Annotated in this window: 20 protein-coding genes; 13 read left to right on the top strand and 7 right to left on the bottom strand. The window is 71.2% G+C overall.

What is annotated here, in order from left to right; translation table 11 throughout:
• From IH26_RS0108515 to IH26_RS0108485, 7 genes are read left to right on the top strand one after another with little or no spacing between them, the layout of a single operon-like run.
• On the top strand, window positions 1-933 hold the full coding sequence (locus IH26_RS0108515; protein ID WP_084598720.1) for a carbohydrate ABC transporter permease: 933 nt from the start codon (window positions 1-3) through the stop codon (window positions 931-933).
• Window positions 930-1,793, top strand: a complete 864-nt coding sequence (locus tag IH26_RS0108510) for a carbohydrate ABC transporter permease (RefSeq protein ID WP_030435574.1) — start codon at window positions 930-932, stop codon at window positions 1,791-1,793. Before IH26_RS0108515 ends, IH26_RS0108510 begins: the two co-directional genes overlap by 4 nt.
• A gap of 2 nt (window positions 1,794-1,795) precedes the next feature.
• A complete protein-coding gene (locus IH26_RS0108505; protein WP_030435573.1) occupies window positions 1,796-2,722 on the top strand; it encodes a Gfo/Idh/MocA family protein in 927 nt (308 codons plus the stop codon).
• 1 nt (window position 2,723) lies between these two features.
• Window positions 2,724-3,551 (top strand): sugar phosphate isomerase/epimerase family protein, encoded by an 828-nt coding sequence (locus IH26_RS0108500; protein ID WP_030435572.1) that lies wholly within the window; start codon window positions 2,724-2,726, stop codon window positions 3,549-3,551.
• Window positions 3,548-4,594 (top strand): Gfo/Idh/MocA family protein, encoded by a 1,047-nt coding sequence (locus IH26_RS0108495; protein WP_030435571.1) that lies wholly within the window; start codon window positions 3,548-3,550, stop codon window positions 4,592-4,594. The genes IH26_RS0108500 and IH26_RS0108495 overlap by 4 nt, the downstream gene beginning before the upstream one ends.
• A complete protein-coding gene (locus IH26_RS0108490) occupies window positions 4,591-5,454 on the top strand; it encodes a sugar phosphate isomerase/epimerase family protein (protein WP_030435570.1) in 864 nt (287 codons plus the stop codon). Before IH26_RS0108495 ends, IH26_RS0108490 begins: the two co-directional genes overlap by 4 nt.
• Window positions 5,451-6,698, top strand: a complete 1,248-nt coding sequence (locus tag IH26_RS0108485) for a lactate racemase domain-containing protein (protein ID WP_030435569.1) — start codon at window positions 5,451-5,453, stop codon at window positions 6,696-6,698. Before IH26_RS0108490 ends, IH26_RS0108485 begins: the two co-directional genes overlap by 4 nt.
• Here IH26_RS0108485 and IH26_RS0108480 read toward each other — a convergent pair.
• From IH26_RS0108480 to IH26_RS0108470, 3 genes are all read right to left on the bottom strand, one after another.
• The gene (locus tag IH26_RS0108480; protein WP_034214035.1) at window positions 6,599-7,672 is read right to left on the bottom strand and encodes a LacI family DNA-binding transcriptional regulator; all 1,074 of its coding nucleotides are present in this window, start codon (window positions 7,670-7,672) and stop codon (window positions 6,599-6,601) included. The two genes, IH26_RS0108485 and IH26_RS0108480, sit on opposite strands and share 100 nt — an antisense overlap.
• A gap of 38 nt (window positions 7,673-7,710) precedes the next feature.
• Window positions 7,711-8,730 (bottom strand): LacI family DNA-binding transcriptional regulator, encoded by a 1,020-nt coding sequence (locus IH26_RS0108475; RefSeq protein ID WP_211268604.1) that lies wholly within the window; start codon window positions 8,728-8,730, stop codon window positions 7,711-7,713.
• Between the two features lie 254 nt (window positions 8,731-8,984).
• Entirely contained in the window at window positions 8,985-9,758 is a 774-nt protein-coding gene (locus tag IH26_RS0108470) for an ATP-binding cassette domain-containing protein (RefSeq protein ID WP_030435566.1), read from the bottom strand.
• Between the two features lie 178 nt (window positions 9,759-9,936).
• Between IH26_RS0108470 and IH26_RS0108465 the strand changes: the two genes are divergently transcribed.
• The 6 genes from IH26_RS0108465 (at window position 9,937) to IH26_RS0108440 (ending at window position 16,832) form a co-directional block, all read left to right on the top strand.
• The gene (locus IH26_RS0108465; RefSeq protein ID WP_051807741.1) at window positions 9,937-11,415 is read left to right on the top strand and encodes a glycoside hydrolase family 125 protein; all 1,479 of its coding nucleotides are present in this window, start codon (window positions 9,937-9,939) and stop codon (window positions 11,413-11,415) included.
• A 94-nt stretch (window positions 11,416-11,509) separates the two neighbouring features.
• Window positions 11,510-12,589, top strand: a complete 1,080-nt coding sequence (locus IH26_RS0108460) for an ABC transporter permease (RefSeq protein ID WP_051807739.1) — start codon at window positions 11,510-11,512, stop codon at window positions 12,587-12,589.
• A gap of 215 nt (window positions 12,590-12,804) precedes the next feature.
• Window positions 12,805-13,791: an ABC transporter substrate-binding protein gene (locus tag IH26_RS0108455; protein WP_030435563.1), complete on the top strand. Its 987-nt coding sequence runs from the start codon at window positions 12,805-12,807 to the stop codon at window positions 13,789-13,791.
• 617 nt (window positions 13,792-14,408) lie between these two features.
• Window positions 14,409-15,305, top strand: a complete 897-nt coding sequence (locus tag IH26_RS0108450; RefSeq protein ID WP_157437109.1) for a dienelactone hydrolase family protein — start codon at window positions 14,409-14,411, stop codon at window positions 15,303-15,305.
• A 148-nt stretch (window positions 15,306-15,453) separates the two neighbouring features.
• The gene (locus tag IH26_RS0108445; protein WP_030435561.1) at window positions 15,454-16,317 is read left to right on the top strand and encodes an MBL fold metallo-hydrolase; all 864 of its coding nucleotides are present in this window, start codon (window positions 15,454-15,456) and stop codon (window positions 16,315-16,317) included.
• Between the two features lie 17 nt (window positions 16,318-16,334).
• Window positions 16,335-16,832 (top strand): MarR family winged helix-turn-helix transcriptional regulator, encoded by a 498-nt coding sequence (locus tag IH26_RS0108440; RefSeq protein WP_030435560.1) that lies wholly within the window; start codon window positions 16,335-16,337, stop codon window positions 16,830-16,832.
• 159 nt (window positions 16,833-16,991) lie between these two features.
• Here IH26_RS0108440 and IH26_RS0108435 read toward each other — a convergent pair whose 3' ends face one another.
• From IH26_RS0108435 to IH26_RS0108420, 4 genes are all read right to left on the bottom strand, one after another.
• The gene (locus IH26_RS0108435) at window positions 16,992-18,245 is read right to left on the bottom strand and encodes a lysylphosphatidylglycerol synthase transmembrane domain-containing protein (RefSeq protein WP_245665010.1); all 1,254 of its coding nucleotides are present in this window, start codon (window positions 18,243-18,245) and stop codon (window positions 16,992-16,994) included.
• 48 nt (window positions 18,246-18,293) lie between these two features.
• Window positions 18,294-18,806, bottom strand: coding sequence for a hypothetical protein (locus IH26_RS0108430; RefSeq protein ID WP_245665008.1), 513 nt, complete (start codon window positions 18,804-18,806; stop codon window positions 18,294-18,296).
• A gap of 142 nt (window positions 18,807-18,948) precedes the next feature.
• Window positions 18,949-19,461 carry a hypothetical protein gene (locus IH26_RS0108425; protein WP_030435557.1) on the bottom strand — a complete coding sequence of 171 codons (513 nt, stop codon included), beginning with the start codon at window positions 19,459-19,461 and terminating at the stop codon, window positions 18,949-18,951.
• Between the two features lie 32 nt (window positions 19,462-19,493).
• Window positions 19,494-21,188: a hypothetical protein gene (locus IH26_RS0108420; RefSeq protein WP_211268603.1), complete on the bottom strand. Its 1,695-nt coding sequence runs from the start codon at window positions 21,186-21,188 to the stop codon at window positions 19,494-19,496.
• Window positions 21,189-21,268: the final 80 nt, after the last annotated feature.

Raw genomic sequence — 21,268 nt, 5'->3', positions numbered from 1 at the left:
ATGGCCACCGAGCTGCTCGCCCGCCCGACCGAGACCAAGGCGGAGCGAAAAAGACGGGGCGTGACCGAGCGGCAGCGTCCGCTGTGGCTCCTCACGCCCGGCGGGATCCTGATGGTCCTGGTCATCCTGATCCCGCTCGCCCTGGCCCTGTGGATCTCCTTCATCGACCTGGACCAGTACACGCTGCGCCGCTGGGTCGAGGCGCCGTTCATCGGCCTCGCCAACTACTCCGAGGCGTTCGGCTCCGGGCTGCTGCGCTCGATCTGGATCAGCGTGTCGTTCTCGGTGCTCTCCACCGCCGCGACGGTGCCGATCGGGATCGCCGCGGCGCTCGTCACCCAGAACAAATACCGCGGGCGGGGGCTGGTCCGGGCGGTCTTCCTCATCCCGTACGTACTGCCCTCGTTCGTCGTCGGCACCGTCTGGAAGACCATGCTGCAGCCGGACGGCATCGTGAACAGCCTGCTCGGCCAGCACAACACGCTCTGGCTCAGCGGCGGCCGCAGCTACTGGACGCTGATCCTGGTGGAGATCTGGGCGGCCTGGCCGTTCATCTACCTGATGTCCCTGGCGGCGCTGCAGTCGGTGGACCACGAGGTGCACGAGGCCTCCGCGGTCGACGGCGTCACCTGGTGGCCCAAGCTGACCAAGGTGATCCTGCCGTACCTGCGCGGTCCGGTGCTGCTGGCCTGCCTGCTCGCCACGCTCAACCACATCAACAACTTCACGCTGCCGTTCGTGCTGTTCGGCGCGCCGGCCCCGGACAACGTCAACGTCATGCCGATGCTGGTCTACGTGACCAGCTTCCAGGGCCTGCGCTTCGGGCTCAGCGCGGCGATGGCCGTGGTGTCGCTGATCGTCATCCTGATTCCGCTCTTCATCTACCTGCGGGCGGTCAAGTTGGACGTCCACGAGGAAGGGGGCCGGAGATGAGCGCGCACGCCGAGGCGACCCGGCTGCTGCCCCGGCCGTTGCTGATCACGCTGACCGTGCTGTTGTGCGCGGCGGTGCTCGTGCCGGTCTCGTACATCCTGCTCGCCTCGCTGAACAGCGACGTGGGCGTGGCCTCCGGCGAGTTCTGGCCGAGTTCGTTCAGCCTGGAGAGCTATCACAAGATCTGGACCACCGCGGACCTGTCCACCGGCATCGTGAACAGCCTGATCGTCTGCGGGGCGACCGCGATCGCGTCCGCGCTGCTCGGCACCACCACGGCGTACGTCCTGGTCAGGTTCAGTTTCAAGGGTCGGCTGACGATCCTGCGGGGGCTGGTCGGGTTGCAGAGCGTCCCGGGCACGCTGATGCTGCTGCCGGTGTTCGTGCTGTTCTCCAGCGCGGGCAACTACCTCGGGCTGACCGTGGTCGGCACCCGGTGGGGGCTGTTCATCGCGTACCTGACCTTCGCGTTGCCGTTCTCCACCTGGGTGATGGTCACCTACCTGCGCGGGCTGCCGCGCGAGTTGGAGGAGGCGGCCCGCACCGAGGGCGCGTCCACGATCACCATCCTGCGCCGGATCATCGTGCCGCTGAGCCTGCCGGCCATCGTCGTCGCCGGGATCTTCGCGTTCCTGCTGGGCTGGAACGACGTGCTGTTCGCCTCGGTGCTGACCCGCCCCGAGACGCACACCGCGGCGGTCGCCCTGCAGGTCTTCGGTGCCTCCCAGGAGGGCGGCGCGTTGCCGGTGTATTCCCAGATGATGGCGGCGGCGCTGGTCTGCGCGGCGCCGGTGGTCCTGCTCTACCTGGTCTTCCAGCGGTATCTGGTGGGCGGGCTGACCGCGGGCGGCATCAAGTGAGGGTGCTGCTGGTCGGCCGCGGCGACGTGTCGGTCGTGCACGTCGCCGCGATCCGGGCGCTGGGCGCCTCCCTGGTCGGCACCTGCGACTCCGCCTCGGATTACCGGGCGATGCTCTCGTCGCTCCGCCCGGACGTGGTGCACATCTGCACGCCGCACGACACGCATGTGCCGATCGCGCTCGAGGCCCTCGCGCACGGCGCCCACGTGCTGCTGGAGAAACCGGTCGCGCACACGATCGACGAGGCCTCGCGCCTGATCGATGCCCTGGCCGGCTTCCCGGATCTTCAGGTCGGCGTCTGCCTGCAGAATCGCTACAACGCCACCTCTCAGGCCGCCGCTACCTTCCTTCAAGATCAAAAGCCTGCGGGTGTACGCGGCGGGTCCGCCACCGTCTTCTGGCATCGCGACGCCGCCTACTACGCGAAACGGCCCTGGCGCGGCCGGGTGCAGCGCAGCGGCGGCGGTGTCCTGATAAATCAGGCTATCCACACCATCGACCTGATGCAGTGGCTGCTCGGCGACGTGTCGCAGGTGTCCGGCTGGGCCGGGCGCATCGCCGACCTTCCCGGCACCGACGTCGAGGACACCGCGAACCTGCTGCTCGAACACGCCGGCGGCGCCCGCAGCGTCGTCTTCGCCACGGTCACCAACGCGGTCGACTCCCCGGTGACCATCGAGATCGTCACCTCCTCGGCGACCCTGCACCTTCGCGGCGATCTCACCATCACCCATGCCGACGGCCGGATCGAGGTGGTCACCGAGTCCCGTTCGAACAGCGAAGGCCGCGATTACTGGGGCGCCTCGCACCAATTGCTGATCGCCGACTTCTATCGCGCGATCGAGGCGGGGGAACCGTTCTGGATAACCCCGGCCGAGGCCCTCAAATCCCAGATGATCATTGACGAGACCTACCGAAAAGGCTCCTGAAATGTGGACTCTCTCCGGATTCGCCGACGAGATCTCCCCCGATCTCACCGAGCAGTGCGAGGTCGCGAGCGGGCTCGGCCTCAAGTACATCGAGGTACGCAGCGCCTGGGACGTCAACATTCTCGACCTCTCCCCCGACCAACTGGCCACCATGAAGAAAACGCTCAGGAATTACGGGTTGCAGGTGTCCTCCATCGGCTCCCCGATCGGGAAGATCTTCATCGACGAGGAGTTCGGGCCGCATCTGGAGCGCATGCGGCACGCCGCCGAGGTCGCACACGAGCTGGACGCGCCGTACATCCGCATCTTCTCGTTCTTCCTGCGGCCCGGCGCGGACCCGGCCGGCCATCGGGCGGAGGTGATCGACCGGATGCGGGCGCTGGTCCGGGTGGCCGAGGAGGCCGATCTGATCCTGCTGCACGAGAACGAGAAGGAGATCTACGGCGACGTCCCGGCCCGTTGTCTCGATCTGATCCGCTCGGTCGGCTCGCCCTATCTGAAGCTGGCCTGGGACCCGGCGAATTTCGTGCAGGTCGGCGTGCGCCCCTATGCCGAGGGGTACGCGAAACTGCGGCCGCACCTCGAATACGTGCAGATCAAGGACGCTCTGGCGGCCGATGGCACGGTGGTGCCCGCGGGCCAGGGCGACGGCGAGGTGGCCGAGACCATGCGGGCGCTGCGGCACGACGGATTCGACGGCTTCTTCTCGCTCGAACCGCATCTCGCGCTCGGCCACGCCACCGGCGGATATTCGGGGCCGGACCTGTTCCGTACGGCCTGGAAGGCTTTCACCGACCTGTTGAAGACCGAGGAGATTGAGTACGCGTGAGCACGCTCCCGAAATTCGCCCTCGTCGGTGCCGGCGTGATCGGCACGCACCACGCCAAGGTCATGGGTGAGCTGGCCGATCGCCTTTCCCTGGTCGCGGTGGCCGACGTCGATATCGACAAGGCCTCCGCCCTGTCCGCCGAGCACGCCTATCCCTCGCTGACGGCCGCCCTCGCCGCCGAGGAGATCGACGTCGTGGTGGTGTGCACGCCGACCGGCCTGCACGGCGAGATCGCGATCGAGGCCCTGTCGGCCGGCAAGCACGTGATCATCGAGAAGCCGGCCGAGGTGACCGTGGCCCGCACCGACGAGATCATCCGCGCCCGGCAGAAGGCCGGCACGCTGGTCACGGTCATCTCCCAGCACCGCTTCGACCCGTCCACCGAGCAGGTCCTGGCGGCCATCGCGGCCGGCGAGTTCGGACGGGTCACCTCCGGCATCGCGTCGATCGACTGGTGGCGCGGGCAGAGCTACTACGACTCGGGCGGCTGGCGGGGCACCTGGGAGCTGGACGGCGGCGGCGCGCTGATGAACCAGGGCGTGCACACGGTCGACCTGCTGATCGCCGCGCTCGGCCGGCCGGTCGAGGTGTTCGCCTGCACCGGCACCCTCGCGCACGAGCGGATCGAGGTGGAGGACGTGGCGACCGGTGTGGTCCGGTTCGAGTCCGGCGCGCTCGGCGTGCTGCACGCGACCACCGCGGCGTACCCGGGGCTGAGCGCCCGCCTGCAGGTGCACGGCGACCGCGGCTCGGCGGTGATCGACAACGACGAGCTGGCGTTCTTCCACGCCACCCCGGCCGGCTCCGCTGCGGAGGAGCGCTTCATGGGGACCAACCGGGTGATCTCCGGCGGCGGCGCCCCGACCGCCAGCAGCAACCCGGGGATGCTCTCCGACGCCCACCGCCGGCAGTACCTGAACTTCCTGGGCGCGCTGGCCGGCACCGAGGAGCTGCGCGTCGACCTGGAGACCAACCGCCAGGCGGTCGCCGTGATCACCGCCGCCTACGAATCGTCCCGTACCGGAAAGCCGGTGATCCTGTGAGCCGCCTCGCCGCCAACCCGATCCCCTACTGGGCCAGTGCCGGCAAGACGCGCGAGGTCTTCGATGCGGCGTTCGGCGACTTCCAGGAGATCGGGTTCACCGCCGTCAAGGCCGACGTGCCCGACGACATGACCGCCGCCTCGTACGCCGCCTGGATCGCCGGCTACGGCCTGAAGCCGTCGTTGAGCCTGTTCAACTCGCCCTTCGACGAGACCGTTTCCGTGGCGGACGAGGTCGAGCGGGCCAAACGGTTCGCGGCGACCCAGGTGGAGCTCGGGCTCGACCGTACGATGGTCTCCTCGATGTCGCGACCGGAACGCCTGGCGCAACCCGCGGTCGGCGCCGGCTTCGACGAGGGCCGGCTGGCCCGGGCGATCGACGCGTGCGGCGAGGTCTGCCGTGCCCTGCAGGCCGAGGGGCTGCGGCCGCTGCACCACTCGCACGTCGGGGGCATCTTCGAGACCGAGTACGAGATCAGCCGCCTCCTCGACGACCTGGGCCCCGCCGTGATCGGCTTCGGCCCGGACACCGGACACCTGCGCTGGGCCGGCGTCGACCCGGCCGCCTTCATCCGCCGCTACGCCGGGCGGCTCGGCGGCCTGCACATCAAGGACGTCTTCGGCGACCTGCTCGACCGGCACGACCTGTCCTACCGCGAGGCCACCGCGAGCAAGCGGCTGTGGGCCGAGCCCGGTCTCGGCGTGGTCGACTTCGACGCGGTGCTGGCCGCCATCCCGCTCGACTACGAGGGCGACTTCATGATCGAGGTGGACGAGCCGAGCGTGGATTCAAAACGCGAATCACACCGTCTCTCGTACGCGTGGGCACAGACGGCGCTGGCGGGCAGGATCGAGGAATGACCACCTCCGTTCTGCCGGCCGCCCGCGTGGGCGGCGCCGACCGGGTCCTCAGCGACGACGAGGTGCGCTCCTTCGTCGCCGAGCAGCTGGCCGGGCTGGACGCGGACGGGCGCAGCGTGTGCGTGCTCGTGCCCGACGGCACCCGCGTCTGCCCGCTCCCGCTCCTGGTCGGGGCGGTTCACCAGGCGCTGCACGGCCGGGTGTCGCGGCTGACCGTCCTGGTCGCGCTCGGCACGCACGGCGCGATGCCCGAGCTGGCGCTGCGCACGCACGTCGGCGGGGACTATCCCGGCACCGAGGTGATCAACCACGAGTGGTGGAAGCCGTCGACCTTCGCCAACCTGGGGACGATCCCCGCCGCGCGGATCGAGGAGCTCTCCGGCGGCCGGCTGACCGGCGAGGTCGAGGTGCTGCTCAACCGGGCCGTGGTCGAGCACGACATCGCGCTGGTCGTCGGGCCGGTGCTGCCGCACGAGGTGGTCGGCATGTCCGGGGGCAACAAGTACTTCTTCCCGGGCGTCGCCGGGCAGAAGATCATCGACGTCTCGCACTGGCTCGGCGCGCTGATCACCTCCGCCGAGATCATCGGGACCACCGGGCTCACCCCGGTGCGCGCGCTGATCAACGACGGGGCCGCGCTGATCCCGGCCGACACGTACGCGTTCAGCGTGGTCACGGCCCACTCAGGTGGCCTCCACTCCATTTCGTTCGGCGATCCGATCGCGTCCTGGGCCAGCGCCGCCGAGATCAGCGCGGCCACCCACATCACGTACCTGGAGAAACCGGTCGGCCGGGTGCTGTCGCTGATCCCCCGGATGTACGACGAGATCTGGACCGGCGCGAAGGGCTTCTACAAGGTCGAGCCGGTGGTCGCGGACGGCGGCGAGGTCATCCTGTACGCGCCGCACATCCGGGAGATCGCCACCAGCCACCCGCAGATCCACGAGATCGGCTACCACTGCCGGGACTACTTCGTGAAGCAGTGGGACCGTTTCCAGCACGTCCACTGGGGAGTCCTGGCCCACTCCACGCATCTGCGCGGGGCTGGTGTTTTTGATCCTTCCAGCGGCGAGGAACGGCTGCGCGTCCAGGTCACGCTGGCGACCGGCATTCCCGAGGAGGTCTGCCGCGCGGTCCACCTCGGCTACCGCGACCCGTCCACCATCGACGTCGCCGAGTTCGAGGCCGACCCGGCGACCATGGTCGTGCCCCGCGCCGGCGAGGTGCTGTTCCGCTTACGCTGAGCGGTCGACCCTCGCACCACCAGCCGTACGGGCAGAACCAGCGGATCGCCGCTCGGCTGCGCGCCCTGCGCCACCGCGATGCAGTTGCGCACCCCGGTGAAGCCCATCCGGTACAGCGGCGACGCGATCGTGGTCAGCTGCGGCTCCACCAGCTCGTCCAAGATGATGTTGTCGAACCCGACCACGCTCACCTGCGACGGCACCTCGATGCCGAGCCGCCCGAGCCCCTTGACCACCCCGATCGCCAGCTGGTCGTTGTACGCCTGCACCGCGGTCGACCCCAGCTCGGCCACCCGCAGCGCGGCGCTCAGCCCGGCGAGGACGGTCGGCTCGCACGGCCCGATCCGCCGGGCCTCCAGCCCCAGCTCCCCGACGACCTTCCGCACGGCCCGCCATCGGATCCCGTCCGACCAGGAGGTCTCCGGCCCGGCCACGTACGTGATCCGCTCGTGCCCCAGCCGCGCCAGGTGCTCGACGGCCCGGCGGATCCCCCGCTCGGCGTCGATGAGCACGCAGTTGGCCTCCGGGATGACCCGGTTGAGCAGCACCACGGCCTTCTGCTTGACGACCATTCGCAGCGCCGAGTCGGTCATCCGCGAGCTGGCGATGACGAGGCCGTCGACCTGGCCGAGCTCCTGCTCGATGGTCTGCCGCTCGACCTTCGGCGACTCGTTGGTGTGCGAGAGGATCAGCTGGTAGCCGGCCTCCCGGGCGGCCTCGTAGGCGCCCTTGATGATGTCTCCGTAGAAAGGGTTGGTCACGTCGGCTACGACCAGGGCGATGGCGTTCCGCTGTCCCCCGCCGCCCGGCGCCTGCCCGGCCGCCCCGGAGCGGTAGCCCAGACGCTCGGCCGCCCGGAAGATCCGCTGAGCCGTCTCCGCGTGGACCCGTCCCGGCCGTGCATAAGCCCGCGAGACGGTAGAGGCGGCCACGCCGGCTTCCCGCGCCACGTCGTAGATCGTCGGGCGCTTCATATCGAGAATGTTAAGTCCGGTCGCCCTCGAACGCGTTGTCAGCCGTCCGCCTGTCTCGGCCGGATTTCGCCGCTGCCGCGTGGCAGCAGAGTCGGGCGGATCACCTGGCGGGTCTGCGGGCCGGCCCAGCCGTCGATGCGGGCGAACAACGTCTGCGCGGCGGCGGTGCCCAGCGCCGTCGGGTCGCCCGCGACGACCGTGACGGGGACCGGCAGCATGTCGGCCATCGGGAAGTCGTCGAAGCCCACCACCGCCACGTCCCGGCGCCGGCCCAGCGCGCGCAACAGGCCCTGCGTCATGAAACCGGTGGTGGCGAAGATGGCGGTCGGGGGGTCGCTCATCGCGAGCAGCCCGCGGGCCGCCCGCTCGGCCTCGGCGACCGAGCCGGTGGACAGGCGCCGCACCAGGCTCGGGTCGACCGCGCCGACCTCGGTCTTCATCGCCTCGCGGAAACCGCGGAGACGCTGGGTGGTGGCCCATCGGCTGGGTGCCACGATCGCTCCGATGCGCCGATGCCCGTACGCGGCGAGATGGGTCACCGCCATCCGCGCGCCGGCCGCGTTGTCGAGCACCACCTCGTCCGCCTCGAGGCCGCCGCCCGGCCGGTCCACGAAGACCACCGGGGTGCCGTGGTCGATCTCCGACTTCAGGTAGCTGTAGTCGCGGCCGCCCGGGACCAGCAGCAGGCCGGCCACCTGTCGGCCGAGCAGGCCGTCGATCGCGCCGCGCTCCGCCTGCGGATCCTCGTCGGCGCTGGCCAGCACCACCGCGTAGCCGCGGCCGCGGGCCTCGGCGATCACGGCGGCGGCGACCGCCGCGAAGAACGGGTTGGTCAGATCGCCGAGCATCAGCCCGAGGTCGTCGGTGCTCTGGCCCGACCGCATGTTGCGCATGCTGCGGGCGACCTCGTTGCGCCGGTAGCCGACCTGCGCGATGGCCGCCTCGACCCGCGCCCGGGTCTCGCGGCTGACCCGCCCCTCCCCGTTCACCACCCGGGAGACGGTCTTGAGGCCCACCCCGGCGAGCGTGGCGACCTCGCTCATCGTCGGCCGAGCCATCGGTCTCCTCCTGTCCAGTCCGGCGGCCGGCCGCCGGTCACGCACGGCCCACTGCCGCGCGGCTGCTCGTTTCCGGCAGGCGCGCTCTCCTACCGCCCGTCACCCATGTCGGCCGCGCCCCGTCATGGCGCGAGGCACGCCCTCCGCTACTGCCCGCTCAGCCGTGCCCGTCATGGCGCGGGGCACGCCCTCCGCTACTGCCCGCTCAGCCGTGCCCGTCATGGCGCGGGGCACGCCCTCCGCGGTGGTCTCCGCTACTGCCCGCTCATGTCGGTGACGCCCGTCATGGCGCCCAGCACGCCTTCCGCGGTGGCCTCCGCGCGGGAGAATACCGCCACCCGGCGACCGAGCCGCAGCACCTCGATCCGGTCGGCGACCTCGAACACGAACGGCAGGTTGTGGCTGACCAGCAGGACCGAGACGCCCTGCTCGCGGACCGACTCGATGAGCGCCCGTACGCGGCCGGTCTGCACCACGCCGAGGGCCGCGGTCGGCTCGTCCATCAGCACCAGCCGGCTGGCCCACAGCACGGCCCGGGCCACCGCGATGCCCTGCCGCTGGCCGCCCGACATGGTGCCGACCTGGCTGCGGGTGTCCTGCAGGCCGACGCCGAGCCGGCTGAACGCCTCCTCGGCGCGACCCCGCATGCGCGGCTTGTCGAGCACGCCGAGCCGGCCGAGCAGGCCGCCGCGCAGCACCTCGCGGCCGAGGAACAGGTTGGCCGCGGGGTCGAGGTCGGGGGCGAGCGCGAGGTCCTGGTACACGGTCTCGATGCCGTGCCGCCGCGGTTCGAGCGGGCTGTCGAAGGAGACCGGCTGCCCGTCGACCGCGATCCGACCGGCGTCCGGCTGCAGGACGCCGGAGATCACCTTGATCATCGTGCTCTTGCCGGCGCCGTTGTCGCCGACCAGCGCGACGACCTCGTTGCGGCGCACCGTCAGGTCGGCGCCGCGGAGGGCGCGCACCGTGCCGAAGCTCTTGGTGATTCCGGAGAGCTCGAGTATCGGGGCGTCCGCCTCGCTGGTCATTGCGCCTCCCCTTGGTGGCCCGGCTCGTCGGTGGCCCGGCTCGTCGGTGGCCCGGCTCGCCACCGTCGATGACAACGCTGTCGCATCTGACGGTACTGCGCTAGCGTGCGCTGTCAACACCACCGCCGGCTCCGCGTTCCCGCCGACCGGCGGACGCATCCGACGGGAGGGCGGGACCATGACCATGCCCGCAGAGATCCGATCCGCCCTGCCGCCGAGCCTGGCCGCGGTCGCCGCGCCGGCGGCCGGGCTGCTGCAGCGCCGGTACGGGGCGGGCGACACCTTCCGGGGTTGTTTCGCCAGCGCCTGGACCACGACGTTGCGCGGCACCCCCGGCGACCCGTTCGTCATCACCGGGGACATCCCGGCGATGTGGCACCGGGACACCCTCGGCCAGCTGCGCCCGTACCTGGTCGCGGCGGGTGATCCGGAGGTGCGGCGGGTGCTGGGCGGGGTGGTCCGGCGGATGGCCCGGGGGGTGCTGCTCGACCCGTACGCGAACGCCATCAACGACGGCCCGACCGGCGCGCATGCCGACGAGCACGACCGGCCACCGCCCGGGCCCGGCGTCTGGGAGCGGAAGTACGAGCTCGACTCGCTGTGCGCGGTCCTCTCGTCCGGCTACGAACTCTGGGCGGCCGGCGGCGGCACCGACCACCTGGACGACGAGTTCGGCGCCGCCGCCGTGCGGATCCTCGAGCTGTGGCGCACCGAGCAGGATCACGAGCGGCACTCGCCGTACCGGTTCGAGCGCCTGGCCGGCGAATTCCAGGGCGACACGCTGGACCGCGGCGGCCTCGGCACACCGGTGGCCCGCACCGGCATGACCTGGTCCGGCTTCCGCCCGAGCGACGACCGATGCGAGTACGGCTACCTGGTGCCCGCCAACGCGGCGGCGGTGGTCGCCCTCGACGGCCTGGTCCACCTCGGCCGCAACGACCTGCTCCCGGCCGACGTGACCAGCAGCGCGCTGGCCCTGGCCGCCGAGATCGCGGCCGGCGTGGCCCGGCACGGCGTGGTCGAGGCCGGCATGGCCCGGCACGGCGTGGTCGAGGCCGGCACGGCCCGGCACGGCGTGGTCGGGGCCGGCGTGGCGCGGGACGGCTTGGTCGGGGCCGACGTGGTCGACGCGCCGGCCGGCCCGGTCTACGCATACGAGGTCGATGGCCTGGGTGGCGCCAACCTGATGGACGACGCCAACGTGCCGAGCCTGCTCTCCCTGCCGTATCTGGGCTGGTGCGACCGGGCGGACCCGACGTACCGCCGCACGAGGGCCATGGTCCTGAGCGACGTGAACCCGTACTTCTACCGCGGCGCGGCAGCCACCGGCGTGGGCAGCCCGCACACCCCGGCACGTCACGTCTGGCCGATGGCATTGTGCATGCAGGCTCTGACCGCCGAGTCGGCCGCGGAGGCAGACGGGCTGTTCCGGACGCTGCTGGCCACCGACGCGGGTGCGGGCCTGATGCACGAGAGCCTCCACGTCGACGACCCCGCCGTGTTCACGAGACCGTGGTTCGCCTGGGCGAACTCCCTCTTCGCCGAGCTCGGCCTGCGCCTGGCCGGCACGCCGGTCCCGCGCCCGATCCCGCCCATGCCGGACGAGGTCGCCGCCGCGGTCCGGGAGGTCCGGCCGGATCTGACCCTGCATCGGTAGCGCCACGATCGTTGACGGTGCGCGCTCCGAAGGTTTACCGTCCCGAGTCAGGAAGGTGACAACGCTGTCACACCTAGGGATTCGAGGTGAGGCGATGTCCGAGCTTGAGGCGGCCCCGACAGCCGCCGCCGAGCCGCCAATGGGGACCCCGGTCGAGCGCGTCACCGACGAGGCCGCCGAGAGCTCGCCGGCCGGCGGGTCGCGCCGGCGGCGGCTGCTGGGCGGCACGCAGCGCAGCTGGTCGGTGTTCGTGCTGGTGGCGCTGGTCGCGCTGTTCTCGGCGACCCGGCCCGACCAGTTCGTCTCGTGGTTCAACGCCAAGAGCATCGCCGTCGACGCGTCCAGCTACCTGCTCATCGCCGTCGGCATGACGTTCGTCATCACGATCGGCGGGATCGACCTCTCGGTCGGCTCGGTGCTCGTCTTCTCCGGCGTGGTCGGCCTCAAGACGATGCTCGCGATCGGCGGCGGCGGCCCGCTGACCATCCTGGCCGGCCTCGGCGCCGCGCTGCTGTCCGGCCTGGTGTGGGGCCTGGTCAACGGCCTGGTCACCACCCGCGGCGGCATCTCGCCGCTGATCGCCACCCTGGGCTCGTTCGCCGCGGCGACCGGGCTCGCCTACATCATCGCCGGCGGCCAGGACATGCACGGCGTCCCGGCCGGGCTCGCCAACGTGCTGGGCTACGGCGACTTCCTCGGCGTGCCGTACACGGTGCTGCTCGCCCTCGCGGTGGCCGCCCTCGGCGCGTTCGTCATGTCGCAGACCCGCTTCGGCCGCTACACCATGGCGATCGGCTCCCACGAGGAGGCCGCCCGCCGCGCCGCCATCAACGTCGACCGCCACATCCTCAAGGTGTACGTCCTTTCCGGGCTGCTCGCCGGCCTCTCCGGCTACGTGAGCCTGGCCCGCTTCCAGACCACCACGCTCAACGGTCACCAGACCGACATGCTGCAGGCCATCCTCGCCGTCGTCATCGGCGGCACCAGCCTCAGCGGCGGCGTCGGCACCGTGCTCGGCACGATCGTAGGCGTCGCCATCCCCTCGGTCCTGACCGACGGCTTCGTGATCCTCGGGCTCGAGCCGTTCTGGCAGCAGGTCGCCCTCGGCGCCGCGCTCGTCGCCGTCGTCATGGTCGACCAGCGCAGCAGACGTCGCAAGGCAAGCGGCTCGTGACCCTTGCCCCCCGCGTCCGTCGCACCATCTCCCTCTTCGCCGTCGCCCCTTTAGCACCTTTGGCCTCTTTTGCCCCTCTCGCCCCTCTGGCCGCCTTCGTCCCTCTCGCCGCCCTCGTCCCTCTGGCCGCCCTCGCCCCTCTCGCCGCCGTCGCCCCTCTTGCCGTCCTCGCCGCTCTCACCGCGCGAGGTCCTCCACCGGAGAAAGGCCCACCCATGATCAGAAAACTCGCCGTCGTCGTCACCGTTACCGCCACCCTCGCCGCCTGCGGCTCGAACGCCTCCGGCTCGTCCGGCTCCTCGTCCGGCTCGGGCGCCGACAAGAAGGTCAAGGTCACCTTCATCCAGGGCGTGGCCGGCGACCCGTTCTACGAGACGATGGCCTGCGGTGCCAAGGCCGAGGCCACCAAGGACAACGTCGACCTGACCGTGCAGGGCGCCAAGAACTGGGACGTGAGCCTGCAGATCCCCCTGCTCAACTCGGTGATCGCCACCCACCCGGACGCGCTGTTCATCGCCCCCAACGACTCGAACGCCCTGATCCAGCCCCTCAAGCAGGCAACCTCGGCCGGCATCAAGGTGGTCCTGGTCGACACGACGCTGGCCGACACGAGCTTCGTCTCCTCGGCCATCGCGAGCGACAACCTCAAGGGCGGCGAGACCGCCGCCGACGCCCTGGCCAAGCTGGTCGGCGAGAAGGGCAGCGTCCTGCTGGTCGGCGGCCAGCCCGGCGTGAGCACCGCCGAGGCACGGCAGAAGGGCTTCGAGGACGGCCTGAAGAAATACCCGAACATCAAGTACGTAGGAAACGTCTTCACCTCCAACGGCGTAGCCAAGATCTCGCAACTGGTCTCCGCCCAGCTGGCCGCCCACCCCGACCTGGCCGGCATCTTCGCCCTGAGCACCGACCAGAGCGAGGGCGCCAACAACGCGGTCAAGGCAGCCGGAAAGGCCGGCCAGGTCAAGCTCGTCGGCTTCGACGCCGGCCCGGCCCAGGTGGACCAGCTGCGCAACGGCGTAGTCCAGGCCCTGGTGGCCCAGCAGCCGGCCCAGATCGGCTCCGACGGCGTGGACCAGGCAGCCGCAGCCGCCCGCGGCCAGTCGGTGACCAAGGAGATAGGCACCGACTCCACCGTCATCACGAAGGACAACGTGGACCAGCCGGACGTAGCCAAGTACCTCTACAAAACCACCTGCTCCTGACCACCACCGTCCCCGAGGCCCGCCCCGGCCTCGGGGACGACCCGCCGGCCTCACCGCGCGCCCGGCCTCCGGCCTCACGACCCGCCCGGCCTCACGACCCGCCCGGCCTCACGACCCGCCCGGCCTCACGACCCGCCCGGCCTCACGACCCGCCCGGCCTCACCGCGCGCCCAACCCAGCCACCCACCATGGCCGCCGCCCCATCTGCAGCTGGCGCCCACGACCAGCCGTCGCCTCACTACCAGCCGCGGTGCCATCAGTCCTGTGGCGCGCTTTGGTGCACGCCGCCGTGACCTGGCTGATCTGCGCCGGCGGCACCTATGTCCTCTTCGCCTGGCATCTGCGCCTGCCTCGATACCCCGATCCCCAAGCCCTCCTCACCCCGCACCTCCCGGCCGGCCGTGCTGCTGATGCCGATGAGATTGCCACGGGCCGGCGAAGACCACATCGGACCACGGTATGAGCGACCGTGGTCCGATGCCGGCGCCGGGCGGCGCGGCCAGAATGGCGTCCAGCGGCAGGCGCGACCCTTCACGGGGAGCCGCCGATCGAGATCGAGATCAGGGGTGGGGCCATAGGGCCTTGGGTTCGCCCCAGAGAGGTGATGGGATGTCCAGATGGGGGCTCGGATCGAGTGGCGCACCCGACAACCGGTGGGCAAGGCAGAGGAGCGCGAGTTCCACGTCCAGCGCCCGAGCGGCCCCGTGCCGGTCCTAGCCTGGCTCCCCGCGCGGGCGGCGAGCGCGCCTCCCCCGCTGGTGAGCACGCCTCCGCCGCCGGTGAGCACGCCTTCGCCGCTGGTGAGCACGCCTTCGCCGCTGGTGAGCACGCCTTCGCCGCTGGTGAGCACGCCTCCGCCGCTGGCGAGCACGCCTCCGCCGCTGGTCCTGCTGGGCCACGGCGGCAGGTCGGACAAGCGCAGCGAGCGCATCGTACGGCTGGGCCGGTGGTTCGCCGCCGAGGCCGGCTTCGCGGCGATGGCGATCGACGGTCCCTTCCACGGCGAGCGGGTCACCACCGCCATGACCGCCGAGGCCTACTGGGCCGAGGTAGCCCGGGAAGGCGCCGAGGCGGTGCTGGACCGCATGGTCGGCGACTGGCTGGCGGCGATCGGCGCGCTGACCGCCGAAGGGCTGGCCGACGACGCGCGCCTCGGCTACGTGGGTCTGTCGATGGGCAGTCGCTTCGGGCTGCCGCTCGTCGCCGCCCTCGGGGTCCGGTGCCGGGCGGCGGTCCTGGGCAGGTTCGGGCTGCGGCAGGGGCCGGCGCTCAACCCGGCGATGAATCTGGCAGAACGGTTCGCCGCCGACGCCGGGCGGATCACCTGCCCGGTCCTGTTCCACGTGCAGCTGGACGACGATCTCTTCCCGCTGGAGGGGCAGCGAGAGCTTTTCCAGCGCTTGGCGACCGACCGAAAGGAGTGGCTGGCCTACCCCGGCTCGCACGGGGTGACCACCCCCGAGGCCGAGGCACGCTGGCGCGCCTTCGTCCGCGACGCGTTGGCCGAGCAATAGCAGCCGAGCAATAGCAACAGCCTCGCCCAGGCCGCCGTCGCGATCCAGCCGGCCGAAGAAAGCTGCGGCTCGGGTGTCGACATACTGCTGGAACCTTCCGAGCTCAGATCTTCTTGTCTCAGACGATCCGGAGTCATACGGTCTTCGTATGAAGCCTCTCCCGAACCCGCCTCCCTGGACGCGACCGCTGCCCGACGCCGACGCACCCGCCGACATGGCCGTCTATCAGCTGCCGACCGGCACGTACGAGACACCCGCGGCGCTGGCCGTGCGTGGCGGATCGTTCCGCGACAAGCGCCAGTTCGCCGCGTCGGCAATCCTGGTACAGCATCCGAACGGCGATCTGCTCATCGACGCGGGCTTCGGCGTCGATGTCGCAGCGCATGTCGCGATGCTTCCGCGGTTCATGCGCTCCACTCACCACGTCGGCCGAACAGTCGGCGAGCAGCTCGACGCCGGCGGCTACGACCGCAGCCGCCTGCTCGGCGTGGTGCTGACCCACTCGCATTGGGACCACGCCAGCGGTCTGGACAGCCTCCCGGACACGCCGATCTGGATGAACGGACACGAGCGCCGGCACGCATCCGGACACTGGGACGGCAAGGTCTTCCGGCACGTCTCCCGCGGTCACGAGATTCATGAGTACGGCTTCGACGATCGGCCGTACCTCGGATTCCCCTCCAGTCACGACGTGCACGGCGACGGCTCCATGGTCATCGTTCACGCCGGCGGACACACGACCGGATCGGTCATCGTCTTCGTGACCGTGCCCTCCGGCTCCCGATACGCCTTCATCGGCGATCTGACCTGGCAGCTCGACGGCATACGCCGGCGCGTCGAACGACCATGGCTGATGAGCAAGCTCGCCGATCACGATCCCGGCCAGGTCCGCCGGGATTTGCGGCGCATGATCGCCCTCGATGGGTTGATGCACATCGTCCCCGCTCACGATCTCCACGCCTATGACGACATCCCCCGGCTGACGGCCGAGCCCGCGGCACAGCAGCACTGAAGACATAAGGCCCGCGAATGAATCCCTCGACTCCGCCGGCGCCCGCCGGCCTCACGCCCGAGACGGCGGGTTCCGGCCCCTCGGCCGACTCCGAGATCACTTGGCTCCTGCACCGCGCGGCGCAACGCATGCGTCACGCGACCGGGGAAAAGGCCGAGGACCACGGACTGACGCTGCGCGACTACATTGTGCTGAGCGCGCTGCGGAACAGCCCTGGCATGACACAGGGCGATCTCGGCAAATCCCTCGGACTGGACAAGACCACTCTCATGAGCCAACTGGACCGGCTCGAGCACCGGGGACTGATCGTGCGCCAGAGCAATCCCCGCGATCGTCGCCTGCGCATTCCCGTCATCACGGACGACGGTGAAGCCCGGCGCGCCGCGGTCGCGCACGCCTGCGCCGCCGTCGAGAACTCGGCGCTCACCGGCTTCCGCCACGAGCAGGTCCAAGCGTTCCGGCGCATCCTCGTCACCATCATCGGAGACAGCGCAGACCCGGGCTCCTGCCTCTGACCGGCCGGTTGCCATCCGCAACAACCATCACGGCCCGCAAACCCGCACACCTGCCGCTACCCGGGGCGCAGGCCCAAGGAGCGCAGGCCCAAGGAGCGCAGGCCCAAGGAGCGGTGAGGGCGCGGACGGCGGCCGGCAGAAAAGGCGAACGGCCGACCGTTACTCGGCGCGAGTGTGCGTCGCGCCCCGTCGGAGCAGGACTGCCGCCAGGCCGCCGGCGGGGAGGAGCAGCCAGCAGGAGATGAGGCGATAGATGAGGACGGCCGCCGCGGCGGCTACGGCCGTCGCGCCGGCCGCGGTCAGGCCGGCGACCAGTGCGGTGTCGACCACGCCGACGCCGCCGGGGGTGAGGGGGACCTGCCGGACGATCTGCACGCCCAGGTAGATGCCGGCCAGGGTCACCACGCCGATCGGCAGGCCCACCGCCCGGCAGGTGGCGGCCAGGCACAGCAGGTCGGTGAGCCAGTTGATCGCGAAGAGCAGCACCGCGACCGCCCAGTCGCGGGTACGGAGGCCGGCGCCCGCCTGCCAGGCCTCCTGGGCCGAGGCGAGGGTCCGGCGGATCCACGTCATGATCCGGCCGTTGCCGCGAATGGCCGCCGCGAACGAGGGGACGCGGCGGCCTGCGATGATCGCGGCGGTGGTCAGCACCAGCAGACCGCCGACCACGGCCAGCGGCTGGGGGCTCAGCAGCAGCGCGGGGTCGCGGCCGAGCACCGCCGCGCCGCCCGTCACGTAGAGGAGGGTGAGGCCACCGATCGAGGCCAGACCCGAGACGATCATCGAGGCGGCGGAATGTTCCTTGCTGACGCCGCCGCGCTGGTACTCGCGGACGGCGTAGGCCGCCGAGACGGCCGCGCCCGCGGGCATGGCGATCGAGATGGCGGTGCGGGCCAGGGTCACGGCCGCGGCTCGGCGCGCTCTCAGGCGTACGCCCAAAGCGCGCATCAACTCCCGCTGCTGCCAGGCGAACGCGCTCAGCGAAAGACCCTGCAGCGCGGCAGCCAGGATGACCCACCAGTAGTCGGCGCCGGTCAGCGCGCCGAGGAACGCGCGCGGATCGGGCAAGCGGCCCCACAGGCCGAGCGCCGCGAGCGCCAGACCGGCCGCGAGCAGCAGCGGCAGGCGCAGCCGGCGCCACCACGGGCGCGTGGGCCTCTCCGGTGCGGGCGGACGCGCCCGCCGCCGCCACGAGCCCCGGCCCGGCAGCGGCGCGGCTGGACGTCCGTGACGCCACCACAGGCCCCGGCCCGACAACGGCGCGAACGAGAGCCCATGACGCCACCACGAGCCATGGCCGGGCACCGGCACGCCGGACAGCGGCACGGCCGGACGCGGCCGGCGCCACCACGGGCGACGGAGCGCCTGGGGGGCGGCCGGGCCTGGCCGCAGCTCGGACCGGAGGGAAGCCACGTCGCGATCCTGACGCACAAGGTCAACCCAGGGCCACCCCATGTGACGTCAGTCGCCGGAGAATCCCCAGAAGTAGAGCTCGGCGGGCGTGCCACGTTCGTCGTGCAACACCGCGACCCGGCCGAAACCGGGATATTTGGCCAGCGGTACGAGCAGGGCCACGTGGTTGCGGGTGAGCTTGGTGTCGCCGGCCGCCTCGTACGCCTCGGCCTCGCCGACCGGCACGATCACGCCGTACTCGGGGTTGCCGTGCTCCTTCACCAGCGCCATGTACTCCTCGAACGTGTCGTAGGGGTGCGGCAGGTAGCCGTAGTTCGGGCTCTCGCCGTCGGCCAGCACCTTGTACATGTCGAGGATCGAGTGTGTGCCCTTGAGCCGCACGACCTCCTCGCCCCACAACTCGTCCTCGCTCGTCGGGCGCGCCGGGTCGTCGGACGCGTTCTTGCCGCTCACCGCCCAGAGGAACTCGCCGGCCTCGAAGACCAGCTGCCGGAGGGTGATGAAGGCGAGATACACGTCTTCCTGGTAGGGCATGTAGTAGTCCCACCCCGAAGCGCCCACGCATCCTCCTGACCTGATCAATTCGACGCGACAGAATAGCCGGGGGCGGGGCGCCTCCGCCCCCGGTCCCCCGGCTATTTTTCCGGCGTCGTCAGCGGGCGCCCGGATCCTGCCATCGGTCAGTCGGGCCCGGCCGCGCGGGTTACTGCACGGTCAGCGTCTCGCCCACCGGCTGGGGCTGCGACGGCGTGCAGCTGAGTGACACGTTGCCGATCAGGGCGACGTTCGCGGTGATCGCCACGTTGCCGCCGCGCACCTCGTCCACGCCGGTGGCCGACGGCGTCCAGGAGCCGGACATGTCGCCGGTGATCGGCTGCAGTGGAGCGATCGGCCCGCCGCTGCCGGTGACCGGGAACTGGCCGGTCTCCGCGCCGCTCACCACGAGCGTGGCGCTGCCGCTCCACGAGTTGACGGTCAGCGGCGAGGTCAGCCCGAGGTTGCTGACGTGCAGCTGGAACCGTACCGGCGCGCCGGCGGCGGCCGGGTTGGGCGTCGCGGTGAGTGACGCCGAGATGGTCACGCTCTGCGTGCCCAACGGGCTGGTGCAGGCGTACGGCGCGGACACCGTCGCCGCCGAGGCGGGCAGCGGGACGGCGATCACCGCGAGGACGGCGGAAGCCACGACAGCACCGCGGCGGCCGAGGGAACGGGACATGGGTTGCTCCTTCCAAAGGGGCCAAAGGGGGGTCAGGAGAGGGCGAAGCCGGCCAGGCTGGTCGACACGATCTCCGGCCGGCCGTCGTTCTGCGCCGGCGCGGCGGTCAGAACGTCGAGATGCTGGTATCCCGGGGCGACGACCGGGTGGTACTCCGGTGGCAGCGTCCGCCCCGCGAGCAGCCCGTCGCCGGCCACCAGCGTGATGATCGGGTTGGCGGTGAGGCCCTCGGGGTGCGCCACGAGGCGGGTGATCTCCGGCGCCGTGTCCTGCTCGATGTCGGTGACGAGCCTGGTCGGGAAGTACTGCTCGGTGAAGTCGAGCGGGTGCTCGGCGAGGCTGCGCGCGAGCTCCCGCAGGTCGGTCACCTCCTCGCCCGGCGTGCTGAACAGCTGCCCGTCCGCGCTCCGGTAGCCGGGGTCGTCCGGCGCGCCGATCCGGTTGTAGTTCCGCCACGTGTAGAGCGGCCCGTCCGGCTGGGCGGGTATGGCCATCGGCCGGTTGCCGACCAGCCCGCCGAGCGCGCCCAGCGACGGATCGCGGGTGACGTCCGAGGGCAGCGGGAAGCTCTTGTCGGTGATCGGCCCGCCGTCGAAGAAGCCGTCGCTCGACTCCAGGAACGACAGCGGCTGGGAGTTGTCGTCCAGCAGGCCGCCGAGCACCGCCGCGTTGGTCAGGTGGAAGTCGCGCACGGACGGCGAGCCGGCGAGGAACGTCGCGAAGTCCTTGGCGAAGAGGATCCGCTGGGTGGTGTCGATGTTGGTGTTCGAGGGCAGCGCGGGCAGCAGCGTCTCGTGGTCCGGGTCGGTGCGGGCGGCCACGCCGGCCACGGCCAGCAGGTTCATGGTCTCCGCGTTGATCAGGACCGGTGCGGATACCGTACGGCTGAGCACGCCGCTCGCCAGGCCGGACTGGATCAGCGCGTACCCGATGCCGACGTCCGGCAGCGCCCCGGACGGGGTCTGCCCGCTGAGGTCGGCCAGCGAGGTGGAGATGGTGGTGTCCAGGGCGAAGTACCCGCCGCACTGGCGGTAGCCGGGGTCGCCGCCGAAGTCCGCGACCGCGAAGTAGCCGGTGATCACGCCGCCCAGCGAGTGGCCGCCGCAGAGGACCTTCTGCCGGCGTACGGCCGGGTCGGGCAGTTCGGCCGTGAGCACGTCGTACTCGTCCCGTACGGTCTGCTCGATCCCGACGTTGGCGAGCCAGGCGACCTGCGAGTTGTCCAGGAATCCGGCGAACCGGCGGCCGTCCACCGTGGCGCCGTGGTAGTAGTAGTCGAGCGCGACGCGGGCGTCGCCGGCGGCGAGACCGGCCCGGATGCCGGTGTGGTCCTCCAAGCAGTTCGACCGCCGGTCCAGCGCCCAGAACTCGATGTGGTGCCCCCGGCGCGCGGCCTCGGCGACGGAGTCCCGGGCGACGCTGTCGAAGGCGCCCGCGCCCTCCAGGATGCCGGGCTGGGCCACCAGGATCCGGTCGGCGCTCGCCGCGCTCGCCGGGCCGTTGCGGTCGCGATAGCGCAGGTAGTGCAGCCAGTCGCAGGCGGCCGGGTGCGGTCCCGCCGAGGCCGGCAACGGCAGGCGCAGGGCCACGTCGGACTCCACCACGCCGCTCACCGGGCTCGTGCTCACCACCGCGGTTTCCGTACGCCCCGCGGCCGCCGGGAAACCGTGGGCCGCACCGGCCAGCACCGCGGCCAGCGCGACCCATTTGACCGGTCTTCGATACATATTCCCTACCTCCCCGAAAACGGTGAGTTCGGGTATACCAACCCCCATCGACGGCTTTCGTCGTCTTGACCTGACCGACT

The organism is Actinoplanes subtropicus, from assembly GCF_000721705.1.
In the GTDB taxonomy this organism is placed as follows: Bacteria; Actinomycetota; Actinomycetes; order Mycobacteriales; family Micromonosporaceae; genus Actinoplanes; species Actinoplanes subtropicus.
This window is presented reverse-complemented; position numbering and strand designations above follow the sequence as displayed.